Source organism: [Acidovorax] ebreus TPSY, assembly GCF_000022305.1.
Classification (GTDB): Bacteria; Pseudomonadota; Gammaproteobacteria; order Burkholderiales; family Burkholderiaceae_C; genus Diaphorobacter; species Diaphorobacter nitroreducens.
Genome location: NC_011992.1, coordinates 1,383,223 through 1,409,810, shown reverse-complemented (window position 1 = coordinate 1,409,810; position 26,588 = coordinate 1,383,223). Strand labels below are relative to the sequence as shown.

The following is a 26,588-nucleotide window of genomic DNA, read 5'->3' as shown; positions in this document are numbered from 1 at the left end:
CATGAGTGCCCAGTGCGAAACGACCGCCCAACGCGCGGCAGGCGCTCCCATGAGCGTGTTCGAGCGCTATCTCACCGTGTGGGTGCTGCTATGCATCGTGGTGGGCATCGGGCTGGGCCAGGCGTTTCCCGGTGCAGCGCGGACCATTGGGTCGTGGGAGGTGGCCCGCGTGAACCTGCCGGTGGGGCTGCTCATCTGGGTGATGATCATCCCGATGCTGCTCAAGGTGGACTTCTCCGCCCTGGGCGAGGTGCGGCACCACGTGCGCGGCATCGGGGTCACGCTGTTCGTGAACTGGTTGGTCAAGCCGTTTTCCATGGCCTTTCTCGGCTGGCTGTTCATCCGCCAGTGGTTTGCCCCCTACCTGCCAGCGGACCAACTGGACAGCTACATCGCCGGCCTGATCCTGCTGGCCGCCGCCCCCTGCACGGCCATGGTGTTCGTGTGGAGCCGCCTGACCGGCGGCGACCCCCTGTTCACGCTGTCCCAGGTCGCGTTGAACGACAGCATCATGATCGTGGCGTTCGCGCCGCTGGTGGCCTTCCTGCTCGGCCTGTCGGCCATCACGGTGCCATGGGACACCCTGCTCACCTCGGTGGTGCTGTACATCGTCATTCCGGTGGTGCTGGCCCAGTGGTGGCGGCGCGCCTTGCTGGCACGGGGGCAGGCCGCGTTCGATGCGGCACTCCAGCGCATGGGGCCATGGTCCATTGCGGCGCTGCTGCTCACGCTGGTGCTGCTGTTCGCCTTCCAGGGCGAGGCCATCCTGCGCCAGCCCCTGGTCATCGCACTGCTGGCCGTGCCCATCCTGATCCAGGTGTTCTTCAACTCGGCGCTGGCCTACTGGCTCAACCGCGCGGCGGGTGAAAAGCACGCGGTCGCCTGCCCGTCCGCCCTGATTGGCGCATCCAACTTCTTTGAGCTGGCCGTGGCCACCGCCATCAGCCTGTTTGGCTTCGAGTCGGGCGCGGCACTGGCCACGGTGGTGGGCGTGCTCATCGAAGTGCCGGTGATGCTGCTGGTCGTCAAAGTCGTGAATTCATCCAAGGGCTGGTACGACGCGGGTGCAAAGCGTGCAGCGTAGAACCACCACCACGCTGATGCTGGGCGTGGCCCAGACACTGGCGTGGGCGTCGTCGTACTACCTGCCGGCCGTGGTGGCCGCGCCGATGGGGCAAGACGTCGGCATGTCCTCGTCGGCGGTGTTTGGTGCGTTCTCGATGGCGCTGCTGTTTGCCGCAGCAACCGGCCCCTGGGCGGGGCGCGCCATTGACCGGGCTGGTGGGCGGCCGGTACTGGTCGTCAGCAACCTGGTGTTTGCCGCAGGGCTCGCGGCGCTCAGCCTGGCCTCACAGCCCGCCCATGTCTTTGCTGCCTGGGCCCTGATGGGCCTGGCCATGGGCAGCGGCCTCTACGAAGCCGCGTTCGCCACCGTGGTCCGCCTGCATGGCCAGGACGCCCGGCGGGCGATCACCGGCATCACCTTGCTGGCAGGCTTTGCAAGCACGATCGGCTGGCCATTGACGGCCTCCCTGGAGTCGGCGTTCGGCTGGCGGCAGGCCTGCCTGACATGGGCGGCGCTGCATCTGCTCATCGGCCTGCCGCTGAACGCGATGCTGCCCACGGCCGCGCCGGCCGCTTCGGCCGGTGCGCAGGCCGCTGCGGCAGGGAGTCCTCATCCACAGGCAGCGGCAAGCCCGGCACCGGCCCGGCGGCGTGCGGCCGTGCTCATGGCCTGCGTGTTTGCCATTGCGTGGTTCAACAGCACCGCGATGGCGGCGCATCTGCCGCAGGTTCTGCAGGCTTCGGGCGTGGCCTTGGCTGGCGCGATCGGCATTGCGGCGCTGGTGGGGCCGGCCCAGGTCGCGGGGCGATTGGTCGAATTCACCGTGCTCAAGCGGTCGCATCCGCTGTTGTCGGCGCGGCTGGCCACGCTGGCGCATCCGCTGGGCGTCGTACTGCTGATGCTGCTGGGCAGCCACGCGGCGCCCGCGTTCGCCGTGCTGCACGGGCTCGGCAACGGCATCCTGACCATTGCCATCGGCACCCTGCCGCTGCTGATCTTCGGCGCACAAGGCTATGGGCAGCGGCAGGGGTTCCTGATGGTGCCTGCGCGCATCGTGCAGGCCGGGGCGCCATTCCTGTTCGGGCTGGCCGTGGAGCGCTGGGGCGGCGCGGCGCTCTGGCTCTCCGCCACACTGGCGGTCCTGGCGTTTTTGGCACTGGCCGCCCTGGCCGCAGGCATGAAACGGTCCGGCGACGCTTGACCACTATTGCCAGGGAAGGTGCCCGCCCACAATGCGCACCATGCGCTCATCCGCCAACGCGGCCCAGCTCCCGCTGGCCCGCCACCTCCCGCAGCCACGCCCTGAAGGCCTTCACCCCCGCCGACTCTGCCCGCGCCAGCGGCACCACGAGGTAGTACGCATCGCTGCTGGTCAGCACGCCACCGGGCAGCTCCACCAGCGCGCCGCTCGCCAATTCCTCCTCCATCAGAAACCGCGGCAGCAGGGCCACGCCCAGGCCGGAGATGGCGGCCTGGGCGATCATGGCGAACTGCTCGAAACGCGGGCCGCGCAGGGCCTGGGGCGCGGGCACGCCCTCTTGCTCGAACCAGTCGGCCCACAGCACGGGGCGCGTGGTCTGGTGCAGCAGGGTCAGGCCGGCCACGTCGGCAGGGGTCTCGATGCGGTGGCGGGTGCGCAGCGCGGGGCTGCACACCGGCACCACTTCTTCGTGCATCAGGTAGTCGCACACGGCGCCGGCCCAGTGGGGCGCACCGTAGTGGATAGCGGCATCGAACGGCTCCTGGGCGAAGTCAAAAGGCTCGCCACGGGCAGAAAGATTCACCGTCAGCTCCGGGTGCAGCGCGGCAAACGCAGGCAGGCGCGGCACCAGCCAGCGCGCGCCCAACGTGGGCAGCACCGCCAGGTGCAGGAGTCCGCCGCCATCGGCCAGGGCCATGGCCTTCTGCGTGGCGGCACCGAGCTGCTGCAGCACGGCGCGTACGTCGGCGGCGTACAGGCGCCCCGCATCCGTCAACACCACGCGCTGGCGCACCCGGGTGAACAGGGCCTGACCGAGCTGTGCCTCCAGTTGGCGCACCTGGCGCGAGACGGCGCTTTGCGTGAGGTGCAGCTCCTCCGCCGCACGTGAGATGCTGGCGTGGCGCGCGGCGGCCTCAAAGGCGAGCAGGTCGGCCACGGGCGGCAGGAAGAGTTTGCGAAACATGGCGTTAATTCATGCAATCAGAGAATGAACCCGACCAAGGCTTGTGCTAACACATAAGGCGCCAGCGCTTGATCCATAAGCGCTGGCGGCAGGCAGGGTTGAGACGGGATATTGCCACTTGATGCGATTTAAGGAACAAGTCGTTCCGCTTTTTTGCTATGCAAGCGCGCGTGGCTGGGCGATATTTGCAGCTTCGCCTTCTCTTGGACCTCCATGCCGCACACCGCTACCTCCACCGCCGCATCTCGCACGGGCGGGCAGATCCTCGTCCAGCAGCTCATCGTGCACGGCGTGCAGCAGCTCTTTTGCGTGCCGGGCGAGAGCTACCTGGCCGTGCTGGACGCCCTGCACGACGCCAACATCGCCGTCACCGTGTGCCGCCAGGAGGGCGGCGCGGCCATGATGGCCGAGGCGCAGGGCAAGCTGACCGGCCGCCCGGGCATCTGCTTCGTGACGCGCGGGCCGGGGGTTACCAACGCATCGGCGGGCATCCACATCGCGCACCAGGATTCGACGCCGTTGATCGTCTTCGTAGGCCAGGTGGCGCGGGGTGCGCTGGGGCGCGAGGCGTTCCAGGAGCTGGACTACGGCGCCGTGTTCGGCACCATGGCCAAGTGGGTGGTGCAGATCGACGATGCGCGGCGCGTGCCGGAGCTGGTCTCGCGCGCATTCCACGTCGCCACCTCGGGCCGCCCCGGCCCCGTGGTGGTGGCCCTGCCCGAGGACATGCTGACCGATGCCGTGCAGGTGGCCGATGCCCTGCCCTACACCATGCCCGAGACCTACCCCGGCGCGCCCGCACTGCAGGCACTGGCGGCGCGGCTGCAGGCGGCCGAGCGGCCGGTGGTCATCGTGGGCGGCAGCCGCTGGTCCGACCAGGCGGTGCGCGACATGCAGGCCTTTGCCAGCACCTGGCGGCTGCCGGTGTATTGCTCGTTCCGCCGGCAGATGCTATTCCCGGCCAACCACGCCAGCTACGCGGGCGACCTGGGCCTGGGCGTCAACCCCCAGCTGCTGGCGCGCATCCGCGCGAGCGACCTGGTGCTGGTGCTGGGCGGGCGGCTGTCGGAGATCCCCTCGCAGGGCTACGAGCTGTTCGACATTCCCGTGCCGGCGCAGCCGCTGGTGCATGTGCATGCCGACGCCGACGAGCTCGGCCGGCTCTACCGCCCGGTGCAGGCCATCCACGCCACGCCGCAGGCCATGGCCGCCGCCCTGGCCAGCCTGCGCCCCGCGGCCGAGCCGCGCTGGACCGCGCACACCGAGGCTGCGCGCGCCGAGTACCTGGCCTGGAGCGACCCGGCGCCCATCCGCATCCCCGGCAAGCTGCAGATGGGCGAGGTGATGCAGCACCTGCGCGCGGTGCTGCCCGCCGACACCATCTTCTGCAACGGCGCGGGCAACTTCGCCACCTGGGTGCACCGCTTCTGGCCGTTCACCACCTATGCGAGCCAACTGGCCCCCACCAGCGGCTCGATGGGCTACGGCCTGCCGGCCGGCGTGGGCGCCAAGCGCCTGTGGCGCGAGCGCGAGGTGGTGGTGTTTGCGGGCGACGGCGACTTTCTGATGCATGGCCAGGAGTTCGCCACCGCCGTGCAGTACGGCCTGCCGCTGATAGTGGTGCTGTTGGACAACGCCATGTACGGCACCATCCGCATGCACCAGGAGCGCGAGTACCCCGGGCGCATCAGCGCCACACAGCTCAAGAACCCCGATTTCAAGGCCTATGCCCAGGCCTTCGGCGGGCACGGCGAGCGCGTGGAGCGCACCGAAGACTTCGCCCCGGCACTGGCACGCGCACGGGCGAGCGGGCTGCCCAGCGTGCTGCACTGCCTGATCGATCCGCAGGCGATCACACCCACGGGAACGCTGGATGGCATCCGGTCGGCGGCGATGGCGCGCAAGGGGTGATCTGAAGGGCTAAATGGGGCTCTGCGCTTGTGGGGCAAGCGCGGACAGCTATCGTTTTTGAGTTTTTGCTGCCGAATGCTTGGGTGCTGACCGGGTTATGCGCCCCCGCGCAGCAACATCAAAAAGAATAGCTGGCGGCGCTTACGCCATAAGCGCTGCCCTCAAAAAACTACCCCAACTGCTCGACCGCCATGAACCGCTCGCGCCACGCCTCGAACGGCAGGTCATCTGCCACTTCAATGGCCCGCTGCTCCTCCAGCGACCGCTCGGCCAGCGCCTGGTAGCGCGCCTGCTGCGACTCGCTCCAGGGCTGCCCCATCAGGATGTCCCGCGCCGACTGGGAATGAGCGAGTGCGAAGGCGGTGAAGTCGTTGTCATGCTGCTGTTGCAGCTCGGCCAGCACACGCGCGGACGGTGTGGAGTGCGGGGCCGCCAGTGTCGCCTGGGCCGCCGTCAGCGCGTGCGCATAAGCCTCGCCGCCGTGGGCGGCATCCAGCGTGGCGGCGATGGGCGCGCATTCGGCCAGCACCTCGGCGGCCCAATCGGTCAGGAGCACACGCTGGCCGCGGCGCATGAGCTGTAGGCCGGCCTCGCGCCCGCGCTCGGCCGCCAAGTGCTGGTTGTTCTTGAGTTCGGCGATCTCGGCCGGCGTGTCGGGCGGGCTGTCCGACAGCAGGCAGTGCAGCAGGAACACGTCCAGCAGGCGCATGGTGTCGGCGGTGATGCCCACGGGCACAAACGGGTCCAGGTCCATCAGGCGCACCTCGACATACTCCACGCCGCGCTCGCGCAGCGCGTGCAGCGGGCGCTCGCCGCTGTGGACGGTGCGCTTGGGCCGGATGGTGCCGTAGAACTCGTTCTCGATCTGCAGCAGGCTGGTGCCCATCTGGTTGTAGTCGCCGCCGGGGTTGCGCACGCCAATCGCCTCGTAGGCCGGATAAGGCCGCGTGAGCGCCTCGTGCAGCGAATCGGCATAGCCCTGCAGGCCGTTGTAGCTGACGGCCAGCGTGGCCTGGGCGTCGCTCTGGTAGCCCAGGCGCCCCATGCGCAGCGAAGTGGCATGCGGCAGGTACAGCGCGCGCTTGCCGTCGCCCAGCGGCTGCAGGCTGTGTTGTCGCCCTTCGACGAAGCACGGGCACAGCGCAGGCGATGCGCCAAACAGGTACAGAAGCACGAACGCGTGCCGGCGGAAGTTGCGGATCAGCGCAAAGTACTCGTCGCTGCCCACGCCGGGCAGCGACCAGTTGTAATGAATGCCCGAGATGGTCTGCATGCGCCGGCCGTAGCGGTGGCCCAGGCCCATGCGGTACACGCTCTTGGCACGCCCCGGGTTGGACGAGCCGTAGCGCGCCAACGGAATGGTCTCGTCCGTAGGCAACATGCAGGGCATGCTGGACACCCAGAGCATCTCGCCGCCCGGCTGCTGCTGCAGCACGCGGTGCACGAACTGGTGGATCTCGGTCAGTTCATCCTGGCATTCCTGCACCGTGCGGTGGGCACCGGTGATGAGCTCGATCTGCGATTCGCTGTAGTCCGTGGTGATGCAGGGGTGCGTGAGGGCCGAGCCCAGCGCCACCGGATGGGGTGTGAGCGCCAGGGCGCCCGTGGGCAGCACGCGCAGCCCCTCCTTCTCGATGCCGCGGCGCATGCCGGCCAGCCGGTCGGCGGGCAGGGCTGCGATTCGCTGTGGGAGTGTGCTCATGGTGGTGGTTGTTCCATCTTTTTTGAGGTGGGGCCGGAACTTAGCACGCCGCGCTGCGGCCTGCCCGCGCCCACATCAAGCGCCAGCCTGACACCGGGGAACTGCCGCCGGCCTCTGCACGGTCGCTCTCGGTACGGTAGCAGCGGGGCAGCACCGCCCCGGACAGGCCGTGTCAGCGGTGCGCAGCCAGGGCCTGCGCCACCTCGTTCGTCCCCTGTGCGGCGCCGCTTTGCGGTACCTGCTCACCCGCTCCGCGGGCCGTCACCTCGGCCAGGCGCGCGGCCAGTTGCTCCGGCACATCGGCACCTTGTCCCAGGTGGATGCCCTGGGTGAGCGTAATGTGCGCGGCCTCGAATGTGCCCGCGCCTGCACACAGAATGGTGCGCGTGGGCGCGCTCTCATGCGCCAACACCAGCATGGCGGGCACCACCGCCTCGGGCTGGAGGGCAGCCAGCACGTCCTCGGGCATCAGGCCCTCGGTCATGCGGGTGGCGGCCGTGGGTGCCAAGGCGTTCACATGGATGCCGTACTTGGCCCCTTCGATCGCCAGCGTCTGCATCAACCCCACCTGTGCCAGCTTGGCCGCGCCGTAGTTGGCCTGGCCGAAGTTGCCGTACAGGCCCGTGGAGGACGTCGTCATCACGATGCGCCCATAGTTCTGCGCCTGCATGTGCGGCCACACCGCCTTGCAGCAATGGGCCGCGCCCATGAGGTGGACCTGGACCACGAGGGCGAAGTCCGCCATGTCCATCTTGGCAAACGACTTGTCGCGCAGGATGCCGGCGTTGTTCACCAGGATGTCCACGCGACCCCACGCGTCCATGGCCTGCTGCACCATGGCCTGCACGGCCGCGAAATCGGTCACCGACGCACCGTTGGCCAGCGCCTCGCCGCCTGCGGCGCGGATCTCGTCCACCACGGCCTGCGCGGCGGACACCGAGCCGCCGCTACCGTCCACGGCACCGCCAAGATCATTGACCAGCACCTTGGCGCCACGCGCTGCCAGCGCCAAAGCATGCTGACGGCCCAGGCCGCCACCCGCACCCGTCACGATGGCCACACGGCCGTGGAAATCAAGGGACATGTTGAAGTCTTTGAACGAAGGATTGCCACCAGACACGCAGGCCCGCGGCCACCGGTGGCCGGGCACACGCGCAGCGAAAAGAAATCGCCCCGGCCGATGACCGGGGCGATTCAAAGGATACAGGAAGCAACCAGGTTCAATCAGCGGCTGCCTAGACCGCTTGTATGCCTTCGCCCCACCATGATTGCATGCAAGGCCACCAGGGCTATAGGTGGCGTTTTTCCCCAAGCGCCTTGATCGCCGGCCCGATGGACACGGCAGCCTCGTCATAGCCCGACCAGGGGCCATTGCCCGTCTTCAAGCGCCGGTCCACGGTCTGTACCGTCCAGTGGGCGCCACCCGTGAGCGCGTCCAGTTCCTGCCAGGCGACGGGCACGGACACGCCCATGCCCGGCCGCGCGCGCGCCGTCCACGCACAGGCCGTGGTGGCGCCAAAGCCATTGCGCAGGTAGTCCACGAAGATCTTTCCCACGCGGTTGCGGGGCCCGCTCTTGGCCACGAAGCGCTGCGGCAGGGTGCGCGCCAGATGCTGCACCACGGCTTGGCTGAAGTCTTTCACGGCATCCCAGCCGTGCAGTCGCTTGATGGGCACCACCACATGCAGCCCCTTGCCGCCGCTGGTCTTAACAGGCCGTTGAAAAAGTGCTTTTCGAACGCATCAGGGACGCTGAGTTCGAAGACATGAGCTGCCCAGACGCGTCTGCGCAGCGATTGCAACGGCCAATCTGGCCGGTTTGCAGGCCCTCCCGCCCATTTCGGGCGCACGTATCCCTGGGCTCACGCATGATGCGCGTTCCACCAGCCGCCGATGCTGCCCATTCGCACAAGGTTGTAGGTGGCAAAGCACAGCAGCGCCTGGCCCGTGAGCTTGGCCTGACCGATCAGCTTGGTCTTTGCCAGACCACCGACGGTCTTGATCCAGCCAAAGGCCTCTTCGATGCGCTTGCGCACCTTCAGGCTGGTCTTGTAGCCCTCGTGCCGTGTCACTCGCGCATCCACCGCCGAGTGTTTGTCCTTGGCCGCCACGTGGGGCGTGACTTTGAGCTTGCGACAGCCTTTGATGAAGGCCTTGCTGTCGTAGCCCTTGTCGGCACCGACCGTGGCCCGTTTGTTCCTGTTGCCCCGACGCTCCAACATGGCCAGTGCCGCCTCGCGCTCGGCCGTGCCGCTGGCATGGGTGATCTCGACATCCACGATCAGCCCGTTGCGGTTCTCCATGAGGATGTGTCCCATGTGGCACAGGCGGGATTTGTCGCCCCGGCTCTTCTTGAACAGCCGGGCATCGGCGTCCGTGGTGCTCTTGTGGGTGTCGTTGCAGCGCTCCTGCCCCTTGAAGTCCACCTCGGGGTTGCGCCCAGGCGGCGTGCCGCTGTCGTCATCTTTGCGCTTGAAGCTCTTGTGCGAGGCCCAGGCGTCAATGAGCGTGCCGTCCACGCTGAAGTGCTCGTCGCTGGCGAGCTTGCCCCACTGGGCACTGAGCTTGACGCGCTCGAAGAAGGTGCGGGCGAGGTCTTCGTTGAACAGACGTTCGCGGTTGGCGCTGAAAGTGGAGTGGTCCCAGACCTTGTCTTCGATGTTCAGGCCTACGAACCAGCGGTACAGCAGGTTGTAGTTGATCGCTTCGACCAACTGGCGCTCGCTGCGGATGGAGAACAGGATCTGCAGCAGCAAGGCCTTGAGCAGCATCTCCGGTGGCACCGATGGGCGGCCACGGCGGGCGTACACCGCTTCGAATTCGCGGTTCATGGTTGCCAGCAGCGCATCAACCACCGCGCGCAACTTGCGCAGCGGGTGTGCCTGCGGCACGCGCTCTTCAAGGCTGATGTAGCTGAACATCGCCCCCTGGAAGTCTTGGTTGCCTCTCATCGTCCTCGTCTGGGTCGTTCACCTATGGCTTCAGATCGTAGCGGCGAACGCGGGCGTCGGAGGGGGATTTTTCAACGGCCTGTTAAGGAACGATGGCAGTCCCAGCTCGGTGAGCATCAAGCGCACGAGCGCTGCGCCCTCTTGCACGTGCGCCCACGGCACGCCCTCGCCCGGATCCAAGTCGAAGGTGATGCGGTTGGGCCGCTCAATCCGGTCCTTGCGAGCATTCCATGTGTGAAACTCCACGGTGTTCATTTGCGCGGCCGACAGCAGGCCCTGCGCCGTGGCCACTTCCAGCAGCGGCGGGTGGCTAGGATCCAGGTCGGGTGACAGCGCACTCACCCCGTCCAATGCCCCTGTGTCCAGGTGCTTTTGAAAGAAAAGGTCGCCCTCCAGACCTTGCGGCGCCCGCAGCAGGGACACCGGCCGCCCCTGCAGGTGGGGCAACATGAGGGGCGCTACCGTGGCGTAGTACCGCACCAGATCAAGCTTGGTGAACCCGGTGGAGGGATCCACCACGCGCGCCGGGCTTGTCACCTGCAGCCCCCCCACGCGCGCGGCGCGGCTGGGCGCAGCCCCCTGCAGGTGCGCAGGCTCCTCGTGGACGATGGCGGCGGCGGGCTTGTCGTCGCGCAACCCGCGGAACACGGCGTGGCGCACCTTGCCCTCTTTCGTCCATTCGGCGAAGGAAACCTCCGCCACCAGCGTGGGCCTCACCCAATGCACCTTGCGGGGGATGGAGCGCGGCTGGGCAAACGGGCTGCCCTGGGTGCGCAAAGCGCCTAGCCGCCGGGCCAGGTCCGCGAGGACGCGCTCGCTGAAACCCGTACCCACGTTGCCGGCATAGCGCAGGGCACCGCCCTCGTCATGCACGCCCAGCAGCAGTGAACCGATCCCTGTGCGTGAGCCCTGCGGGTCCGTGTATCCGCCGATGACGAACTCTTGCCGATGGCTGCACTTGAGCTTGATCCAGTCCGTGCTGCGGCGCGAGGCATACACGCTGTCCTTGCGCTTGCCGATCACCCCTTCAAATCCCAGCCGGCAGGCCGAGGCCACCAGGTCCGCGGGCCGGGCTTCGAACGCTTCGCTGAACCGCACACGGTCTGAGGAGGCTGGCTGCAGCACGCTGCGCAGCAGCGCACGCCGTTCAGCGAGGGGCAGTTGCCTCAGATCGCGCCCGTGCGCAAAAGGCAAGTCGAAGGCGTAAAAGACCAGCGCGTCGGTCGATCGCCCGTCAAACGCGTTCTGCAGCGCCTGGAAGTCGGGGACACCCTGGGCGTCCAGCACCAGCACCTCGCCGTCGATCCATGCAGAGGACAGCGGCAAGGCGGCCAGCGCTTGCGCCAGGGCGGGCATCCTCGAGGTCCAGTCGTTGCCGTTACGGGTGTACAGCCGTGCCTTGCCGCGCTGAACCCGCGCCAGCATGCGATAGCCGTCGAACTTGAGCTCCCACAGCCACTGCGAAAGGTCGGCCGGCGGTCCGTCCACCAGCGTGGCGAGTTGCGGGGATAGCTGGTCAGGCAGCGGTGCCGTGGGCGCGGATGTCCACGGCACCGCCGCTGCCGTGGGAGGCTGAATCTGCGCGGGCCCGGCCCTCTGAGCGAATGCGCGCGCTGGTGGCGCAACCGGCGGCTGGTCTGCCACGCTGTCGGGCATTTCGTCCACCACGTTGAACTCCTCGGCCGCACGCTCCAGCCCGTCGCGCTCCTTGATCAGCAGCCAGGGGGGCTGCTTATCGTCGTCCCGGCCATGCATACGCACCAGGGTCCAGTGACCATGCAATTTGTGACCGTGGATCTCGAACTTGAGCTTCCCCTTGCGGTAGTCTTCGCGCGGATTGCCCTGCGGCACCCAATAGCCGCGGTCCCAGATGATGACCCGCCCCGCGCCGTATTGGCGCGGCGGGATCTGCCCTTCGAATTGGTTGTAGGAAATCGGGTGGTCTTCCACCTGCACGGCCATGCGTTTGTCCGCCGGGTCGTAACTGGGGCCCTTGGGTACGGCCCAGCTCTTCATGGTGCCGTCCAGCTCCAGGCGCAGGTCATAGTGCAGGCGGCTGGCCCAGTGCTTCTGGATCACGTACTGCAGCGCCTGCGACTGCGCTCCGCCGTCCGCGGGCTCTGGCGTCACGGCAAAGTTGCGCTTTTGTTTGTACGCCGCCAGCGGGTCTTTGCGGGGCATGGTCCGTCGCCTTGTCCGGCACCGCTATCCGTGCGCGCGACGAGGCTTCTTGGCCGCAGCGGTCTTGGCAGGCGCCGCCTTGGCCGCAGTCTTGCGGGCCGGTGACTTTTTGGCGGCGGTGGATTTGGCCGCCGCCTTACCCGACGGTGCAAGGCGGGTCACGGAGGCGGGTTTGTCCTTGCGCGGCGGGGTGGCCGAGGCGCCCTCCAGGCTGCGCTTGAGCAACGCGGTGAGGTCCAGCACCTCCGCGCCCGCAGCCACCGCCGGTCCTTCATCCGGCTGAGCGACATGGGCAATCTCTCCCGCAGAGGCCTTGGCCTCGACCAGCCTGTGGATCTCCTCAGAGAAGGAATTGCGGAAGCGGTCCGCGTTCCACTCCTGCGTCATGTCCTCGATGAGCTGCATGGCCATGGCCAGCTCCGCGTCCTTGATACCCGCGGCTTTCGCATCCAGCGGCGGCAGGGCCAGTTGCTCAAATGAGCGGATCTCCCCTCCCCAGCGCAGCAGGTTGAGGATCAGCGCTCGGCCGCACGGAATGAGCACGGCCAGGTGCTGCTTGGACTGGATCACCACTTTGGCCACGCCCACGCGGTTGCTCTGGCGCAGGGCCTCGCGCAGCAGTGCGTACACCTTTTCGCCACGCTTGAGGGGTGCCGTGTAATAGGGACGCTCCAGGTAGACAAAGGGGATCTCGTCGGCGTTAAGAAACGCCTCGATCTCGATCGTCTGCGTGACCTTAGGAAAGGCGGTCGCGATTTCCTCGGGCGTCAGAATGACGTAGCGGCCTTCTTCATACTCCACACCCTTGACGATATCGGCCGTGGCGATTTCCTTGCCCGTGATTTTGTTCACACGCTTGTACCCCACCGGCTCCATCGACCGGCGGTCCAGCCAGTCAAAGTCGATGCCCGAGCTGACGGTCGCCGAGTACAAGCCCACGGGAATATGGACGAGGCCAAAGCTGATCGCCCCCTTCCAGAGGGTGCGTGTCGAGGTGGGGGCCTTGCCCTGCCCCTGCTTCGCGCCAGATGGGAGAGCGTCGCTCGCGGTGGGTTGCTTGGATCGCATGTGCAAACGCTATCCATGGCGCAGGGGCGCAGATGTAGGACAGCGGTTGCTTCTATCGTGGTGGAATCTCCGGCCTATCCATGGGTTTCAAACAGCGTGCGGAGAGGCAGGCGGAGGACTGCTGCTGGCGTTCGGCCACATGCCAGCGCGAAAAGGGTGGCCTCAGCAGATACCCGACGCGCTCAAAGATTACAGAAGCAACACCCCGACCGGCGCTAACCACGTCACCACGTGAAGGTGTACGGGCCGTACTGTGTGTCCACCACCGCCTCGATCACCTGGTCGCAACCTTGGACACGAAAGCGCCGTGCGCCGCCGAACTTCAGCGCAAACGGCAGATGGATACCCGTCGCCACCTTGCCCGATTCAGCCATCACGCAATTGCCGCGGTTAAGCGTTATGCCATGCACTTCCAGCCGGTCCGCCCGCGACCGCAGCCGCAGATAGCGAATGGGCATCTGCGGCCCCAGGCTGTAATCCATCAGGAACTCAGCGGTCAACGGTGGCTGTGCATCCGCCCAGACTGCGTGGCCCGTTGGGGGCGCCGCCGTATCCATGATCACGGTTGCCGCGTCAGCACGCGGATCCGCGGCCGTCACCTCGCGCGCCGCCTCCATGGCGCTGCGCCAAGCCTCCTGGGCAGCCGTTGACAAGCCGTCGGGCATGGGCGCGTCCGCGTCCATCGTGGCGGAGCCGTCCTGATGCATGGGCGCTGCCGCGTCCTGCTCGCCGGGCCCACCCGGCGCATCACCCTGCGCTGACGGCTGCGCTTCTGGCACAGGAACCAACGGCCCGTCCTGCTGGTTCAAGCACGCCGCCAACGCCAGCACCAGCACACTGGCACAACCCATTGCCGCCCATCGCCGCACGTTCGCGGTGCGTCCCGCGTGCGCACCCCCCTGCGCAATCCGCTCACTCTTCACAAACACAATCCTTACTTACATAAACAAGGCTGTAACGCCCTTCCAGCAAGCGCAAGCAGCTATTATTTTCATATCAAAAAACAACGCCCGGCGTCCAGGCCGGGCGTTGTGCGGAGGTTGAGGGAAGCTACAGGAACGGCACCTACTGCCTCCTAGACGCCGGTGAGCGTCACTCCCACTCGATCATCAACAGGTCTCGCAAACCCGCGTGGTTAAAGGGATTCGGCCTGATCAACATGGGGCACTACCGTCGCTTTTACCGTCAAGGGCGAACATCTTTTGCTGGCGCGGGAGATGGAGCGCTTTGCGCGGGAGCTGGGTTTTCGACACCATCATCAATCAGCTCTCAGGATACCGGAGAAATCCCCGACCGTCAGCCGCCGCAAGCGCGCGCAAGCGAGTTCCATCCGGTAGCTGACACTTCTAGCGGGTCTTCTAGGGATGCTCACCTGATTGCTCGGAGTCCCAAAAGCGCTGCATCGCTTCGAACGCTTTTCGCTCAACGCCCTGCATTCGTGTCAAAGCATGAGGCTCGGGTACGGGCCGGAAGCTTGACGACAACTGTTCGACGTCGCGTCGAGCGGCTAGCCAAGCCTGCAGCAAAGGCTGCCACTGCCGATCCCAGTGGCCGAAGGGCCGCGAGTCCGGCGATGACACTTTGCGTAGCGCCTGATGCATGACGGCTCCGGCAGTCCGCGTCGGGTCGTCCCATTTGACCGGAACGCTCCAGCCGGCGTCGCGGACGCCACTGGTGCTTCGGAGGTCTGGGCCCACCGTGGCAACAGGTGCGCCCACGACGGTTCCGAATCCGAAGAGCTTGTGATCAATGCGATCACCTTCCTCAAGTGGGCAGTTCGAACTACTCATTCTGGTCTCCTCTCTTCATGCAATTTCATTGGCTTTGTGTGGGCACTGCTCAAACCATAAACGCGGGTTGAGCGATAACGACCGGGCTGACCACGTCGCGAATCTCACTAAGTCCCGCAATGAGCAGGTCGTACTGCTCGGTGCGCCGTCCCTGATCCCAGATGATCGGCAGCACTTTTCGATAGGGGCTGCCACGCTTCAAGTAGAGACTGACATCCTCACCAATCTGCGAAATCAGGTCCTGCGGCGAGCTTCTGGTCCGCCAATACTTGACCTCGATCACCAGGTGCAACGACGGAATCACCAGGTCTGCCCGAGGCTTCTTTTGTCCCACCGACGCGAGCCACTCTTCATCGCGCAGATCGGGCACCACCGGCGCAAGCACCGCGCACAGAAGATTCTGAAAGTGGTATTCGTTTTCAACGGCCCACTTCTGCGCTGTCGAGTTCGGTGTCTTCTTCTGATCGTCCCAGGTCCATCGGCGCAATCCGGATGGGAGCCTGCGAAGCAGGAGACCGACATCGTCGAGGCTCGGCGCACGCAGATCGATCTGGGCCGCGCCCTGTGCGAGGTAGTGAAAGGCCGCCAAGTCCACGGCCGCCTGCTCAGGATCGTCGTAGACCACCGACTTGATGCGGCTGAGCAGCCGCGATGCAAAGTCGTCATCGACCGCCGGCGCAGCGTCTGCCAACCGACGTGCAACATAGACCGCTGCGCAGGCGCTGGCGGGCACCACTGTCAGCTCGCCGTCCAATCCCACCTCGGACCGCGTCTTGATCATGGATAGCAGCTCATGGCGCCAGCCGACTTCCGCGGGCAACAGCGGTTGCAGTCTTGCATAGAGCGACGCGAACCATGTGCCGAACTTCGTCCATCGCACCCCATCGGCCGTGGCCGACAAGCCAACCAGAACGCCGGTATGCGCTAACGGTTGCATCAGGCTGACGAGGGCCGTCTGTGAATCACCGCTGCGCCCCATCAACCAATCAACCCCCTGCGCAAACGAGTCGCGGCATGCATCGCTCAAGGTCCGATCGATGCTCAGCAGGAACCCCAAGGCCGCAACGGCATGAATCGACCGACCGCCGCCGGAAAGCTCCTCGCATAGCTCCCGTGCCATTCCTGCGCTTTGCTGGGCGGGCAACCCCTCGCCGAGCACCCAGTGATAAAAGGCGATCGACACCGGGCCCGCACTCGTCAGCGTCTCGGCCTGAGCTGCTACGGCTCGCAGCGCCTCGTGCAGCATCGGGTTGCCGGCGCTCACAGAAACCACCGTGTTGTGCCAATCTTGCCCAGCATCACACTGGGACTCCACCGGCTACCCAACCGGTCAAGCCGCCCTAGGAGGCCCGCGACAAGGTCGGAGTAATAGATGGTGACGGGCATCGCCGCTGGCAGGAAGCTGCGCCAGGAATGGTTCGAAAACCAGTAGACCTGCTTGGTCAGATAGATGATGTCCGTGAACGTCGAATCACGATGAAGACTCAGCAGTAGCGGTTTGGGCAAGCCATCCGTCGGGCGCTTGAGCTGCTGCGGCCCCGTCAACGTCAACAACGTCTCGTTGTGGCCGACTTCCGCAAAGAGGCCCCGGATCGGCGTTTTCTCTCCCCTGCCCTTGGTCCCGATGGAATCGTCGTCGAACAGCAGATACGGATGGTCCTGCTTTACATGCAAGAAGGCGAACCGCAGATCGAATTCAGAGAACTCCTTCAACGCCGCTTTAACCGACTCGACCTCCGTATTGCGCATCGGCTTGAACGCATGAACGATCACGCGGACAGAATCGCCCTTGATCCAGTTCATTTCACTTCGCACACGCTGAAGGGTTCCCTGCAGTGATTCCGTCAGTGCCTCACCGTACTTCGACATGGGCACGGCGTTCGACAGATTCGATAGCAGATAGCCGCCGTCGCCGCGAAAGACGCTAGTAATGCCGACGATTCTCTCTTTTCTGGAAAATCGGGACTCGCCGATAGCGGCGCTGCCGAGCCCGATGACTACTTCATGTGCGATGCCCTTGTCCGATTTGATCAGCCATGGGATGCCGCCGAGCTTGGCATAGACAGCAAGCGCGAGGTTGCTCAGGGTGTAGGCAAGACTGGCCGGGGCCATCGAGAACGTCTCGAACGCGATGAACTGCGTGGGGATCTGATTGGAGAGAAACGCCGCCTTGGCCACCAGGTACGGATTCTTCTGGGGCGCCAACTGGCGCGAGTCCCGCTCGGTCTGCACCAGGGCAAGATGCCAGGGCGCGCCCTCGGCAGCCATCCGGACTGCTTTGGAAGCAGCGGCATGGTATGCGTCGGCCGTGAACGCGTCCGCCTCCACGAACGTCAGTGTGATGTCCTGCAGTCCGTAAATGCCGAGAAATCCTCGCCCGAACGGCAATGACTTGCCGTCGACCGACAAGCCGTCTCGAAACTTTCGAAGGAACAGTTCAAATTGACCACGCCGCGCGCGATCGCAGATCACGCAGACGTTCGGTCGAGTGGGCGTGAACACGTGCCTGCTGTAGGGGCCAAACTTGCTTAGCCCGACCGCTGCACGCGACTCCGACTTGAGCGTGCCGGCGTCGAAAACATAGGTCGGCGTCGTGGCTTCCGTGAAACGGGGAAAGTTCGGCGCGTCCTTCTCGCTCAGCAGGTTGCCAATGCCGACGCTGAGACCTTCCTGCAGTTCGATTTCACCGAGACCGCGTAGCCAGTCCGAAATGCGTGCAATGTGCTCCATGCGAGCACGCCCTCGGCTGTTCTCAAACACGATCTCATCGATCTTGCCAAGCACCCTGCCCGATGCGTTCCGCGTGAAGTGCTGCAGAAGGTGCCGAAGATTCTCTGGCGACGCCTCCAGATACAGTTCGTCGAGTGGAAGCGACTCATCCACATTTTGAAAGCGCTCCGACATGCGAGCGTTACCGTCTGCGATGGCCCCGACTCGGCCCACCAGCCTGCGATAAGGCAGCATGCGCGCATCCTCAACCGGTACCATGCGCTCAACCGTCAAACCATCAAGTCGAACTCCGTGCTCATGCAATACGGCAAGGCTCGTTGCGCAAGTCTTCTGGATCTCGATGTCCCACAAAAGACCGAGTGGTTCTGAGTCCGGCAGCTTTAACGATCGAATGGCGATCAAGACGCGCGACTGCAGATGAAGATGCTTGTCGGCTTCGCTGAAGCCCGTCGGCAAGGTCCGCCCTACGGTGGTAATCGGGTTATAGCGCGCTACCAGTCGCCGATTGGAACTGAGCAACGTCACGAGACGCTGCTCAAGCAGAGGACGAATGAGGGACGCATACTCAACCACCGACACAACCTTCTCTTCGCCAATGGGCGCGGTGCCCAATGCGAGAGGTAACGCCACGATCTGATCCGCGCGACGGGTTACGGCGTAATGCGTGCGGTACTCATCACGCAGGTTCCGGAACTGCTGCGCGTCCTTGAAGGGCAAGGTCTGCAGCCGAACGGCATCGCCGCGCACATACAGCGGCGTGAAATTGAGCTGCAGCTGTCGTCCCATAGGTCGTCACATCCTCTTGTTTTGCCAGACCCGCGTCCGCAATTTTTTGGTTGATGCACCGATGAACCGGGTCCAACGCGCCAGCTGGGATGGTTTCCCGAAACCGTGATCGACGCCATCAAAAAGAGCCTCAATGAGTTGGCGGTTCTTGCCACAATAGATGCCGTTGTCCTGCAACATAACTAGTGAGGGCTCGATCGAAATGGCATTGACCTCCATGGGCGCGCCGATCAACGCTTCGGCGTAAATCTAAACGGCACGACATTGCCTTCCGTGGCAACAGGTGCATCCGGGCTGGGCGCTGAACGCAAACGAGCCAACTGCACAACCTTGGGTTTGCCCTGAAAGTATCCTTCCGACAAGCCCGCCAGCATCTCAATGTCATGGGCCGCCAAGCCAATGTGCCTGGGGATCGAGTCGAGGGGCATCACGTTCTCCTCGACAAGAAGATCGATCGTTCGACGTAGCAGGCGCGGCCGTTCTGGCGACCTATCGCCATCGCCCGGCTCGGACTTGGCGCCCCAACGTGCGGACCGTCGTTTGAAGAGTGACTGCGCCGCCTCTTCATCGAGAATCTTCAACGCACGCAGACGCATCACGATCGCCGCGACGGAAACACCCCATCTGCGTTTGAGCAAGAGAAGATCGTCCAGCGTGACTGGCGTGCGGACCTCACTCGCGAATGTTTCCGCCGGCAGCAGGAACGCGCCCGCAAAGCGATGGGCCTGCTGTTCCAGCTGCTTATGGCGGTCACGCTCAGTCGGTCGGGGAATGAACCGATGCAGGATCAGGTGGCCGAGTTCGTGCGCCAAGTCGAAGCGGCTTCGATAGCCGTTATCCTTGTCGGCCGAGAGCAAGACCAGCGGACGCCCCAGCGCATCGCTCCATGCCGACAGGCCCTCGATCTGCGAAATGCCAGTTTCCTCGCGGATCAGGACGACGCCAGCGCCTTCAATGGCCAGCGCCAAGTCCGGCACCGCCGTGCGGCCGATACGCCAAAGATCGCGGCACTCGCTCGCCGCCAGCTCAATCTCGTCAGGCGTGATCTCGTCGGGCTCTTTGAACTGCCGGATCGGCAAATTCAGTGTCGGATAGTCCACGAACTCCGACAACGCGAGCGCGACGTCCTGCGCCCACTCCATGCGCGCTTCCAGCATCGCACGTGCCGCCACGTGGGCGGACGCATTGCTACGAAACAGCGGCAGCGACACCTTGGCAGAGGGCGCCCGGGTGAACCATTCAGGCGTGACATTGACCACGCCGGCAAGACGCTCCAGGGTTTCACGTTCGGGGGCCTGATTGCCCGAACGCCATTTGCTGACCGTTGCGGGGGACACGCCGACCAGCGAGGCAAGTTGCGCCTGGCTCAAACGCCTCGCGGCAAGAATCTGACTGAGGCGCTCACTCTCAAAGCCTTGAATACCTCCGCGGCTCATGGCACGCTGCCGTCGTTGCTCTGCTTCTTGATCTTCTTGAGCTTGGGCTTGGCCAAATCGTCTTGCGCCGCAGGCTTTTGCTCGTACCGCTGCAGGAACGCAGTCAGCGGCTCCTTGAACAGCCAGCCCCGCATCTCACGATCAGGCACCGCGATCTGGATCGATACGGGCGCATCCGGATGTATATGCAGCGAGCCCGAGAAGCACGCCACGAAAAACGCGACGGCATCGGAAGGCGCGGTGTATTGATCGAACAATTCCGGTTGCACCAACGGCTCGATGGCCTTGTTGGCAAATGACATCTGGCGGCGCGTGTGGCTACGTCGGCCATTGACCCAGAAGCCATCCGGAATGTTGAACCTGGCCAGTGTGAAAACCCCTGCCCGGCCGCTAACGATGCCGTTGCCACGAATAGCAGTCGGCGAGGCCTCTCCCATCGCCAGCGCTCGGTGAAACGCCTCATTCATGTGGAAATGCCGCAGCTGACCAACCACATGCGGCAAGTGGCCCTCGTCCATGCCTTTGGACGCCGCGTGCGCACGCTGGGCACCGACGCTCAACGCTTCTTCGACGGCCATCACCAGTTCGCGCGGCAAGCTGCGCTGCAAGAGGTCGGGGATTGTGTCTACGGGCGGCTGGGTCATACGCTCTCCAAGTCTGATTTCGCTTGTCGGCATTTTGCCACGTAAAAGTTTCGTTTAGCGCGAAAAGATGTGTGATTGGTTGCCTCTATGGCAATCCGTACCGTGCGTACCCCTTGAAAAGTGTCAGAAAAAAGAACATACTTCTACCATTCAGGAGATTCCCACCATGCAGACCCTCGCCAAACAAGTGCTGGAACACGCCGCCGGATTGCCGGAAGGCGCGCCCTTGGTCGCCAAGGAACTGCTGCACCTGGGAAACCGGGCGGCGGTGGACCAAGTCCTGTCCCGGCTCGTGCAGCGCGGCGCCCTGCTGCGCGCTGGCCGCGGTATCTATGTCCTGCCGGTGGAAAGCCGCTTCGGGTCGCGCGCGCCGTCGACCTCCAAAATGGTCGAAGGGCTGGCTCACCAGCGCGGAGAAACCATCGTGTCGCATGGCGCGGCGGCCGCGAACGCGCTGGGCCTCACCACGCAAGTGCCGGTGCGATCCGTCTATCTGACCTCCGGCCCCAGCCGCCGTTTGAAGCTAGGGGCCCAGACCGTCGAATTCAGGCACGCGCCGGTGTGGCAGCTGATTTTTCCTGGCCGCGCTGCCGGCGATGTCGTGCGGGCGCTGGCATGGCTGGGGCCAGAGAAAGCCGGTGAAGCGCTGCGAACGCTACGCGCCAAGCTGCCGCTGGCCGAGATGAAAGAAGTCGCATCGGCACGTGCCCGCCTGCCGACATGGATGGCGCAGGAAGTCAGCGCGCTGGTGTCGCATGGCTGAGTTCTTCGAATTCTCTGTCGATGAACGCCTGGAAGCCCTTGCCCAGGCTGCCGATGCTTCCGGCCGCCCGCCCCACCTGCTCGAAAAGGACGTTTGGGTGGTGTGGTCCCTGCGCCACCTGTTCGCCGCGCCCTATGCGCCGCATCTCATATTCAAGGGTGGCACCTCGCTGTCGAAGGCCTACGGCGTCATCCAGCGCTTTTCCGAGGACGTGGATCTCACCTACGACATCCGCGCCATCGCCAGCGATCTGATCGGCGAGGCCGGCGCGCCCCTACCCGCCAGCCGGAGCCAGGAAAAGAAATGGAGTAAGGAGATTCGCACCCGTCTGGCTGAGTGGGTGACGGCCGAAGTCATCCCCGGGCTCCAGCAGGACCTAGAGCAGCACGGCCTACCGGCCAAAGCACGAGCCGAAGGCGACAAGGTGTTCATCGAATACACGCCGCTGGTCTCAGGAACGGGCTATGTGCCGCCGGCGGTCATGCTCGAATTCGGCGCGCGCTCCACCGGGGAGCCTTGCGAACTGCGCCCGGTCCGTTGCGACGCCGCCGCGCACCTGCAGGGCGTGGAGTTCCCAGAAGCGATGCCGAAGGTTATGCGTGCCGAGCGAACCTTTTGGGAGAAGGCGACCGCGATCCACGTCTTCTGCGCGCAAGGTGTCTTTCGGGGCGGCGAACGGTTTGCACGTCACTGGCACGATGTCACGCGCTTGGATGCTGCCGGCTTTGCCGACGCCGCGATCGCCGACAGGGCGCTCGCGAATGCGGTGGCCGATCACAAAAGCATCTTCTTTGCGGAAAAAAAGTCAGAGGGCGAACTGATCGACTACCACGCTGCCGTCTCGGGTGGCCTGTGCCTGGTGCCCGACGACGGTGCCTTGGCCAAGCTGGCCGCCGACTACCAGCAGATGGTCGACGACGGGCTGTTCCTCGATGAGGTCGAATCGTTCGACGCCCTGCTCCAGCAATGCCAAGCTATTCAGCAGAAGGCGAATGCGGTTGGAACGAACGGGGAGCTGGAAGGCCGACCGCCTGCGTGAGTCCTGGGCGAAGCAAGGCGAGCACCTAGTGGGATGCCGCAGAGCCAGGGCTTTGAGTTTGTCGCGAGGTTGTGCATTGCGTTTCGCAGCGCGCTCATCTGATCATGACTGGGGCTACGCAATTTGCGCAGTCGCGAACACACCGGGAATTCGTCAATTTAACAGGGGGCGTAATGCTGCAGCGAATGACACCAAAAGACTATTCGGAGTTCTGGGAGCGTGAATCGTCCCAATTCGCCAGTGACAACATCTATGCACATCTTAGGCAGATTGTTCCCACCGAAGCGACCTTGGAAGTAGGTTGCGGCGCGGGATGGAGTACGTTGAGTCTTGCGACAAATCGGCCTGTCTTGGCGATCGACAACAACGCCCATTTGATTGGCCTCGCTCGATCCCGATTGAACACCCACGGGGTGAATGCGGAGATCATCCAATCTGACTTGTTCGAGCCGTCCGACGACCTGCTCAAGGCGATCGAGGCATTCCAGCCGAAGGTCGTGGTCGGATGGTTCATCGGCTCTCATCCTGACGACAATGACAAGCGTACTCCGGCCGACCTGCGTATCGACCAAAAGCCCAAGGTCTACCGAGAAAATGTCGAGGATCGACTGGTTGCGCTGCCGCTCTGCCCACCATCCGTGGAGTGGGTCCACACCGTGCAACGCGGTGCCGCCCCACCCGGGGTTAGCGAGGCTCAAATAAAGGACGAGATGGCGAAAGAATACGAAAAGTACATGCTCATCAACTCAGGATTTACCGTGACGGACGTGCAGGTGCTGGACTGGAACCAAGGGGCAACCCCATTCCCATATGTTCAGACCGCGAGACCGGACCTGCCCCCCGGCAAGCCCAAGCCCGTGATCATCTCCATACTTGCTCGTCGAATGTCCAACGTGTAGGGTTCGCAGCCCTCGCCTCGACCACGCAAAAGCGCGATTGAGGGTGTGCATTGGATTTTCCCTTCGGGGCCACAACTGCTCTGATCGCACGTGCAAGAGGGCAGCGCGCGACGCTGCAGCTTCATATTTGATAGGACGGGCATATTTACTGCACAGTAAATATGCCCTTTACGTGCCGCCACATGCCGTGCGTCGCGGCAGCGGCCGTTGCTCGAACTAGTGGCCTAGGACGATCCCCCTTTGACACCCCTCCCCCGTTTGAACTCGCGATCCCCTGCGATAAATGCTTCCAGCATATGAGGAATCAGCGTGGTCGCATCGACCGCTTCGCCGTATGCCTGCGCATGCAGTGCGGCGTAACGGTCCAGATCGGCCTTTAAAGCGGCAGGACACGCGAAGGTCAGCTTGACGCTTTCGGTTTTGGGCAGCGGCCCGAGTCGCAGCTTGCGCGTCGTACTCATTGCGAAGTCCCCCGATTGAAGAACAGCGGCTGGTAGGGCCGCAGCACGAGGTCGCGGTTGACGATGATGCTGACCGGCAGGCCCGGCCGCTCTGTCAGCGTCGGCTGGATGTTGAGGTTGCGCCGAGTCATCTCCTGTCCTGCCTGGTTCACACTGTCTTGCAAGCTGTCGCGCCCGGCAATGATGACGCGATCGCCGCCCTGCCGGTTCTCCGGCGCGGCCAGTTCGGCACCGACGCCCAGCACCGTCGTCAGTGCCGCGCCAGCAAAGATGCGATCCCAATGCCAATCAACGCCATCCTCCAGGCCGGCATAGCCGGCCGGATCGGTGCCGGCCAGGTTGTCGAGTGTGAGCGATGACGTGTCCGGCAGGATGACCCGGTTCCACACCACCTGTACCCGGCTCTGCCCATAAGCGACCTGGCTGTTGTATTTGCCGAAGATGCGCGATCCCTGCGGGATCAGCAGGTATCGGCCGGTCGCGGTGTCGTACACCGGCTCCGTCACCGTGCCGATCACATTACCCGGCAGGTCGGACTTGATGCCCGTGACGAGTGCTGCCGAGATTACCGTGCCAGCCATCACTTGATACGGCGAAGTCGGCATTTGCAGATTGCCGGAATTACGGGTTTCCGTAGTTCCGGCTTTCTGGAACGCCTCCTTCTGGTCTTGCCGGTTCTGCACGGCGGTCGGGTCGGCGGGCTGGGCCGCCGTCGAGGCCGGCCCAGCGGCCTGCGGATCGAAGCCCGCCAAGCCAGAAGCTGGGCCAGCAGCGGCCACCTGCGCCGGCGCGGTAGCGGCGCGCTGGTTGCTGGAGCGGAAAAACACTGACGATCCCGCTGCCGCTTCAGCCTCCTTGCGCCGCGCGTCACGCTCGGCGGCGCCGGGGTCTTGGCCGGGCGGCGAGTAGCGGGCCACCGCTTGCTGCTGAGACTTCACGATGGCTGGCCCCAGGTCGCCGGGCAACGGCGGCCCCAACTCTGGCACCTTGGGCGGTAGCTTGGAGTAGTCGGTGGGAAGCTGGTCCAGTCCTTCTGAGCGCGAGACGCGATCAACGTTGTAAAGCTCGGCCGGCTCGTTGCCGCCTCGCCGATGCGTCGGCTGCAACGACCACATCGTTGCGCCCAGCACGGCCACGCCGAGGCCGCCAGTCAGCAGCGCCAGCGTTCGCCGATTGAGGCGCGTCACCGGGCGCGGTTGCGCCCGCAGCGCCACGTTCTCGGGCGCGACCTTCGGCGCAGCGTCGGGAATGGGCACATCCGGGGTTTCGTCCTGGCTCATGGTCATTTCCCCCGCGTGCCATCCGTGCGCTCGATGCGCACCACGTCGCCCTTGTCCCCGCCCAGGCGAAGTTCGGCCGCGCCGAACAGCCGATCCACGATGTAGTACGGTGAGCGGAAGCGGTAGTTCACCAGTTGCCCGTCGCCCTGCGCGCCGATCACGAACAAGGGAGGCAACTCGCCCTGCGCGATGCCTCCCGGGAACTGGATATAGACCTTCTCGCCGTCGTCGAAAGCGCGCAATGGCTTCCACGGTGGATTGCTGCCGCTGACCGCATAGCGGAAGCGAATCTTCTCCAGCGACAAGCCCGTATCGACCGGCGCGGTCGCCTGCGCGGTCTGCGACTGGCGCTGCAAGGCCAACATCCGGTCTTTCGGATAGTCCCAAGACACCGATGCCATCCACGCTTTTTCCGTCGAGGTCAGTTCCAGCAGGTATGTCCTGCGGTTCGTGGTGACGACTAGATTGGTCTTGAGGCCCGACCGGGTGGGCTTCACCAGCACGTTGAAGCGCAGCTCGGCGCCGGCGCCGCTGGACGTATCGCCAACAATCCAGCGCACCGTGTCGCCGGCGGCGACCGTCACCAGTTCCTCGCCCGGCTGTAGGGACACGACGGTGACGCGCCCCGGCGCGGCGTAGACCTGATACAGCGCGCCATCAGTGAAAGGCCACACCTGAATCGCGTTGACATAGCCCTCGCGAGTCGGCGCGATGCGCGCCTCGGCGTTGGCACGCGAGACGCGCACGGTTTCGTCGACAGGCTCTGGCGTGGGCTTGTCTTCGTCCACGTCAGGCAGCGGCTTCATCTGCGCCGGCATCGGCAGCACCTTCGGCACCTCCACCACTTCCACCGGCTTCGGTGGTTCGGGCAACGGCTGCGCCAGCACCGGCTCATCGAGCGAGATGCGTGGCGGTGGCTTGCCCTGCGAGGCGCAGCCCGACAGGGCCGCCAAGGTCAGCACAAAAGCGTAAAAGCGGAAAGACAGGTTCATGGCTTGGCTCCTTCGGACGCATCCAGTTCGCGGCTCCACGACAGCCCGTTGACGTAGATGCCCAAGGGGTTCTTGCGCAGGCGTTCTTCGGTGCGCGGCGGCTGGAGCACGATGGACACCACGGCCGTCCACCGCTCCAGGCCAGCCGCGGCGCCGTTGACGTAGCGGCGTTCCGTCCAGCGCACGTTGAAAGACGTATCGCTAGCGCGCACGACACTGGTGATCTGCACCGTCACCGACTCCTTGCCGATGCGCGCGAACGGGTCGTTGACCCGCGCGTAGTCGTTGAGCACGGCCGCGCCCTTGTCGGTCGTGTAGTCGTAGGCGTCGAGCCAGTTCTGGCGGACGACGATGGGGTCGATGGACAGCGAGCGCACCAGCGTCACGAAGCGCGCGATGTGGTGCGCCGTCTGTGCATCGTTGGGCCGGTACGGCGTGGCGGCTTCGCCCACGGCGCGCACCTGTCCCGCGTTGTCCACTTCCACGACGTAGGGCGTCACGATGGACTGCGCCGAGCGCCACACCAGGCCACCGGCCATCAACAGCGCGAGCGTCAGGCAGCCGAGGGCCATCAGGCGCCAGTTCTTCGCCTGCACGCGCGGTGAGCCGATACGGTCGTCCCACACCTGGCCGGCAGCTTGGTACGGCGTGGCAGGGTGCGGCGTGTCGGCATAGCGCACCTGCGGTTTTCTGAATCGCATGGTCAGTTCTCCTTGTAAATCGCT

23 protein-coding genes and 1 pseudogene are annotated in these 26,588 nt (G+C 64.9%); 6 read left to right on the top strand and 18 right to left on the bottom strand.

What is annotated here, in order from left to right; translation table 11 throughout:
- Position 1: 1 nt before the first annotated feature.
- Positions 2-1,084, top strand: coding sequence for an ACR3 family arsenite efflux transporter (gene arsB, locus DTPSY_RS06740; RefSeq protein ID WP_015912966.1), 1,083 nt, complete (start codon positions 2-4; stop codon positions 1,082-1,084).
- Positions 1,085-1,100: 16 nt separating this feature from the next.
- A complete protein-coding gene (locus DTPSY_RS06735) occupies positions 1,101-2,267 on the top strand; it encodes an MFS transporter (RefSeq protein ID WP_041838983.1) in 1,167 nt (388 codons plus the stop codon).
- Positions 2,268-2,313: 46 nt separating this feature from the next.
- Here DTPSY_RS06735 and DTPSY_RS06730 read toward each other — a convergent pair whose 3' ends face one another.
- Positions 2,314-3,231, bottom strand: coding sequence for a LysR family transcriptional regulator (locus DTPSY_RS06730; RefSeq protein WP_015912964.1), 918 nt, complete (start codon positions 3,229-3,231; stop codon positions 2,314-2,316).
- 213 nt (positions 3,232-3,444) lie between these two features.
- Here DTPSY_RS06730 and DTPSY_RS06725 point away from each other — a divergent pair, with 213 nt between their 5' ends.
- Positions 3,445-5,142 carry a thiamine pyrophosphate-binding protein gene (locus DTPSY_RS06725; protein WP_015912963.1) on the top strand — a complete coding sequence of 566 codons (1,698 nt, stop codon included), beginning with the start codon at positions 3,445-3,447 and terminating at the stop codon, positions 5,140-5,142.
- A gap of 169 nt (positions 5,143-5,311) precedes the next feature.
- On the opposite strand, the gene gshA is transcribed toward DTPSY_RS06725, so the two are convergent.
- The 13 genes and pseudogenes from gshA to DTPSY_RS06665 form a co-directional block, all read right to left on the bottom strand.
- On the bottom strand, positions 5,312-6,844 hold the full coding sequence (gshA, locus tag DTPSY_RS06720) for a glutamate--cysteine ligase (protein WP_015912962.1): 1,533 nt from the start codon (positions 6,842-6,844) through the stop codon (positions 5,312-5,314).
- A gap of 172 nt (positions 6,845-7,016) precedes the next feature.
- A complete protein-coding gene (locus DTPSY_RS06715) occupies positions 7,017-7,928 on the bottom strand; it encodes an SDR family NAD(P)-dependent oxidoreductase (RefSeq protein ID WP_015912961.1) in 912 nt (303 codons plus the stop codon).
- A 205-nt stretch (positions 7,929-8,133) separates the two neighbouring features.
- A pseudogene (ligD, locus tag DTPSY_RS06710) lies at positions 8,134-8,556 on the bottom strand (non-homologous end-joining DNA ligase LigD); the annotation flags it as partial.
- A gap of 149 nt (positions 8,557-8,705) precedes the next feature.
- On the bottom strand, positions 8,706-9,794 hold the full coding sequence (locus DTPSY_RS06705; RefSeq protein WP_012655322.1) for an IS5-like element ISDisp1 family transposase: 1,089 nt from the start codon (positions 9,792-9,794) through the stop codon (positions 8,706-8,708).
- Positions 9,795-9,824: 30 nt separating this feature from the next.
- Positions 9,825-11,975, bottom strand: a complete 2,151-nt coding sequence (ligD, locus tag DTPSY_RS06700) for a DNA ligase D (RefSeq protein WP_238526579.1) — start codon at positions 11,973-11,975, stop codon at positions 9,825-9,827.
- Between the two features lie 24 nt (positions 11,976-11,999).
- On the bottom strand, positions 12,000-13,043 hold the full coding sequence (gene ku / locus DTPSY_RS06695) for a non-homologous end joining protein Ku (protein ID WP_015912960.1): 1,044 nt from the start codon (positions 13,041-13,043) through the stop codon (positions 12,000-12,002).
- A gap of 224 nt (positions 13,044-13,267) precedes the next feature.
- Complete coding sequence (locus DTPSY_RS06690; protein ID WP_148215366.1) at positions 13,268-13,852, bottom strand: hypothetical protein; 585 nt, start codon at positions 13,850-13,852, stop codon at positions 13,268-13,270.
- Between the two features lie 549 nt (positions 13,853-14,401).
- Positions 14,402-14,833: a hypothetical protein gene (locus tag DTPSY_RS18380; protein WP_148215365.1), complete on the bottom strand. Its 432-nt coding sequence runs from the start codon at positions 14,831-14,833 to the stop codon at positions 14,402-14,404.
- 49 nt (positions 14,834-14,882) lie between these two features.
- Complete coding sequence (locus tag DTPSY_RS17775; RefSeq protein WP_148215364.1) at positions 14,883-16,097, bottom strand: PD-(D/E)XK nuclease domain-containing protein; 1,215 nt, start codon at positions 16,095-16,097, stop codon at positions 14,883-14,885.
- Complete coding sequence (locus DTPSY_RS06680) at positions 16,094-18,349, bottom strand: argonaute/piwi family protein (RefSeq protein WP_015912957.1); 2,256 nt, start codon at positions 18,347-18,349, stop codon at positions 16,094-16,096. Before DTPSY_RS06680 ends, DTPSY_RS17775 begins: the two co-directional genes overlap by 4 nt.
- Before the next feature lie 6 nt (positions 18,350-18,355).
- Entirely contained in the window at positions 18,356-18,568 is a 213-nt protein-coding gene (locus tag DTPSY_RS06675) for a hypothetical protein (RefSeq protein ID WP_041838816.1), read from the bottom strand.
- Between the two features lie 11 nt (positions 18,569-18,579).
- Positions 18,580-19,785: an XRE family transcriptional regulator gene (locus DTPSY_RS06670; protein WP_015912956.1), complete on the bottom strand. Its 1,206-nt coding sequence runs from the start codon at positions 19,783-19,785 to the stop codon at positions 18,580-18,582.
- Positions 19,782-20,429: a hypothetical protein gene (locus DTPSY_RS06665; protein WP_015912955.1), complete on the bottom strand. Its 648-nt coding sequence runs from the start codon at positions 20,427-20,429 to the stop codon at positions 19,782-19,784. The genes DTPSY_RS06670 and DTPSY_RS06665 overlap by 4 nt, the downstream gene beginning before the upstream one ends.
- A gap of 166 nt (positions 20,430-20,595) precedes the next feature.
- Here DTPSY_RS06665 and DTPSY_RS06660 point away from each other — a divergent pair, with 166 nt between their 5' ends.
- The 3 genes from DTPSY_RS06660 (at position 20,596) to DTPSY_RS06650 (ending at position 23,130) form a co-directional block, all read left to right on the top strand.
- The gene (locus tag DTPSY_RS06660) at positions 20,596-21,192 is read left to right on the top strand and encodes a DUF6088 family protein (protein WP_015912954.1); all 597 of its coding nucleotides are present in this window, start codon (positions 20,596-20,598) and stop codon (positions 21,190-21,192) included.
- Positions 21,185-22,231 carry a nucleotidyl transferase AbiEii/AbiGii toxin family protein gene (locus DTPSY_RS06655; RefSeq protein WP_015912953.1) on the top strand — a complete coding sequence of 349 codons (1,047 nt, stop codon included), beginning with the start codon at positions 21,185-21,187 and terminating at the stop codon, positions 22,229-22,231. Before DTPSY_RS06660 ends, DTPSY_RS06655 begins: the two co-directional genes overlap by 8 nt.
- A gap of 185 nt (positions 22,232-22,416) precedes the next feature.
- The gene (locus tag DTPSY_RS06650) at positions 22,417-23,130 is read left to right on the top strand and encodes a class I SAM-dependent methyltransferase (protein ID WP_202944280.1); all 714 of its coding nucleotides are present in this window, start codon (positions 22,417-22,419) and stop codon (positions 23,128-23,130) included.
- Positions 23,131-23,354: 224 nt separating this feature from the next.
- On the opposite strand, the gene DTPSY_RS06645 is transcribed toward DTPSY_RS06650, so the two are convergent.
- The 4 genes from DTPSY_RS06645 to trbF are packed head-to-tail and all read right to left on the bottom strand — an operon-like array spanning position 23,355 to position 26,564.
- Positions 23,355-23,591: a DUF2274 domain-containing protein gene (locus DTPSY_RS06645; RefSeq protein ID WP_015912951.1), complete on the bottom strand. Its 237-nt coding sequence runs from the start codon at positions 23,589-23,591 to the stop codon at positions 23,355-23,357.
- The gene (locus DTPSY_RS06640) at positions 23,588-24,871 is read right to left on the bottom strand and encodes a TraB/TrbI/VirB10 family type IV secretion system protein (RefSeq protein WP_015912950.1); all 1,284 of its coding nucleotides are present in this window, start codon (positions 24,869-24,871) and stop codon (positions 23,588-23,590) included. Before DTPSY_RS06640 ends, DTPSY_RS06645 begins: the two co-directional genes overlap by 4 nt.
- A gap of 2 nt (positions 24,872-24,873) precedes the next feature.
- Positions 24,874-25,863 carry a P-type conjugative transfer protein TrbG gene (gene trbG / locus DTPSY_RS06635; RefSeq protein ID WP_015912949.1) on the bottom strand — a complete coding sequence of 330 codons (990 nt, stop codon included), beginning with the start codon at positions 25,861-25,863 and terminating at the stop codon, positions 24,874-24,876.
- Complete coding sequence (gene trbF, locus DTPSY_RS06630) at positions 25,860-26,564, bottom strand: conjugal transfer protein TrbF (protein ID WP_015912948.1); 705 nt, start codon at positions 26,562-26,564, stop codon at positions 25,860-25,862. The genes trbG and trbF overlap by 4 nt, the downstream gene beginning before the upstream one ends.
- Between the last annotated feature and the right edge of the window lie 24 nt (positions 26,565-26,588).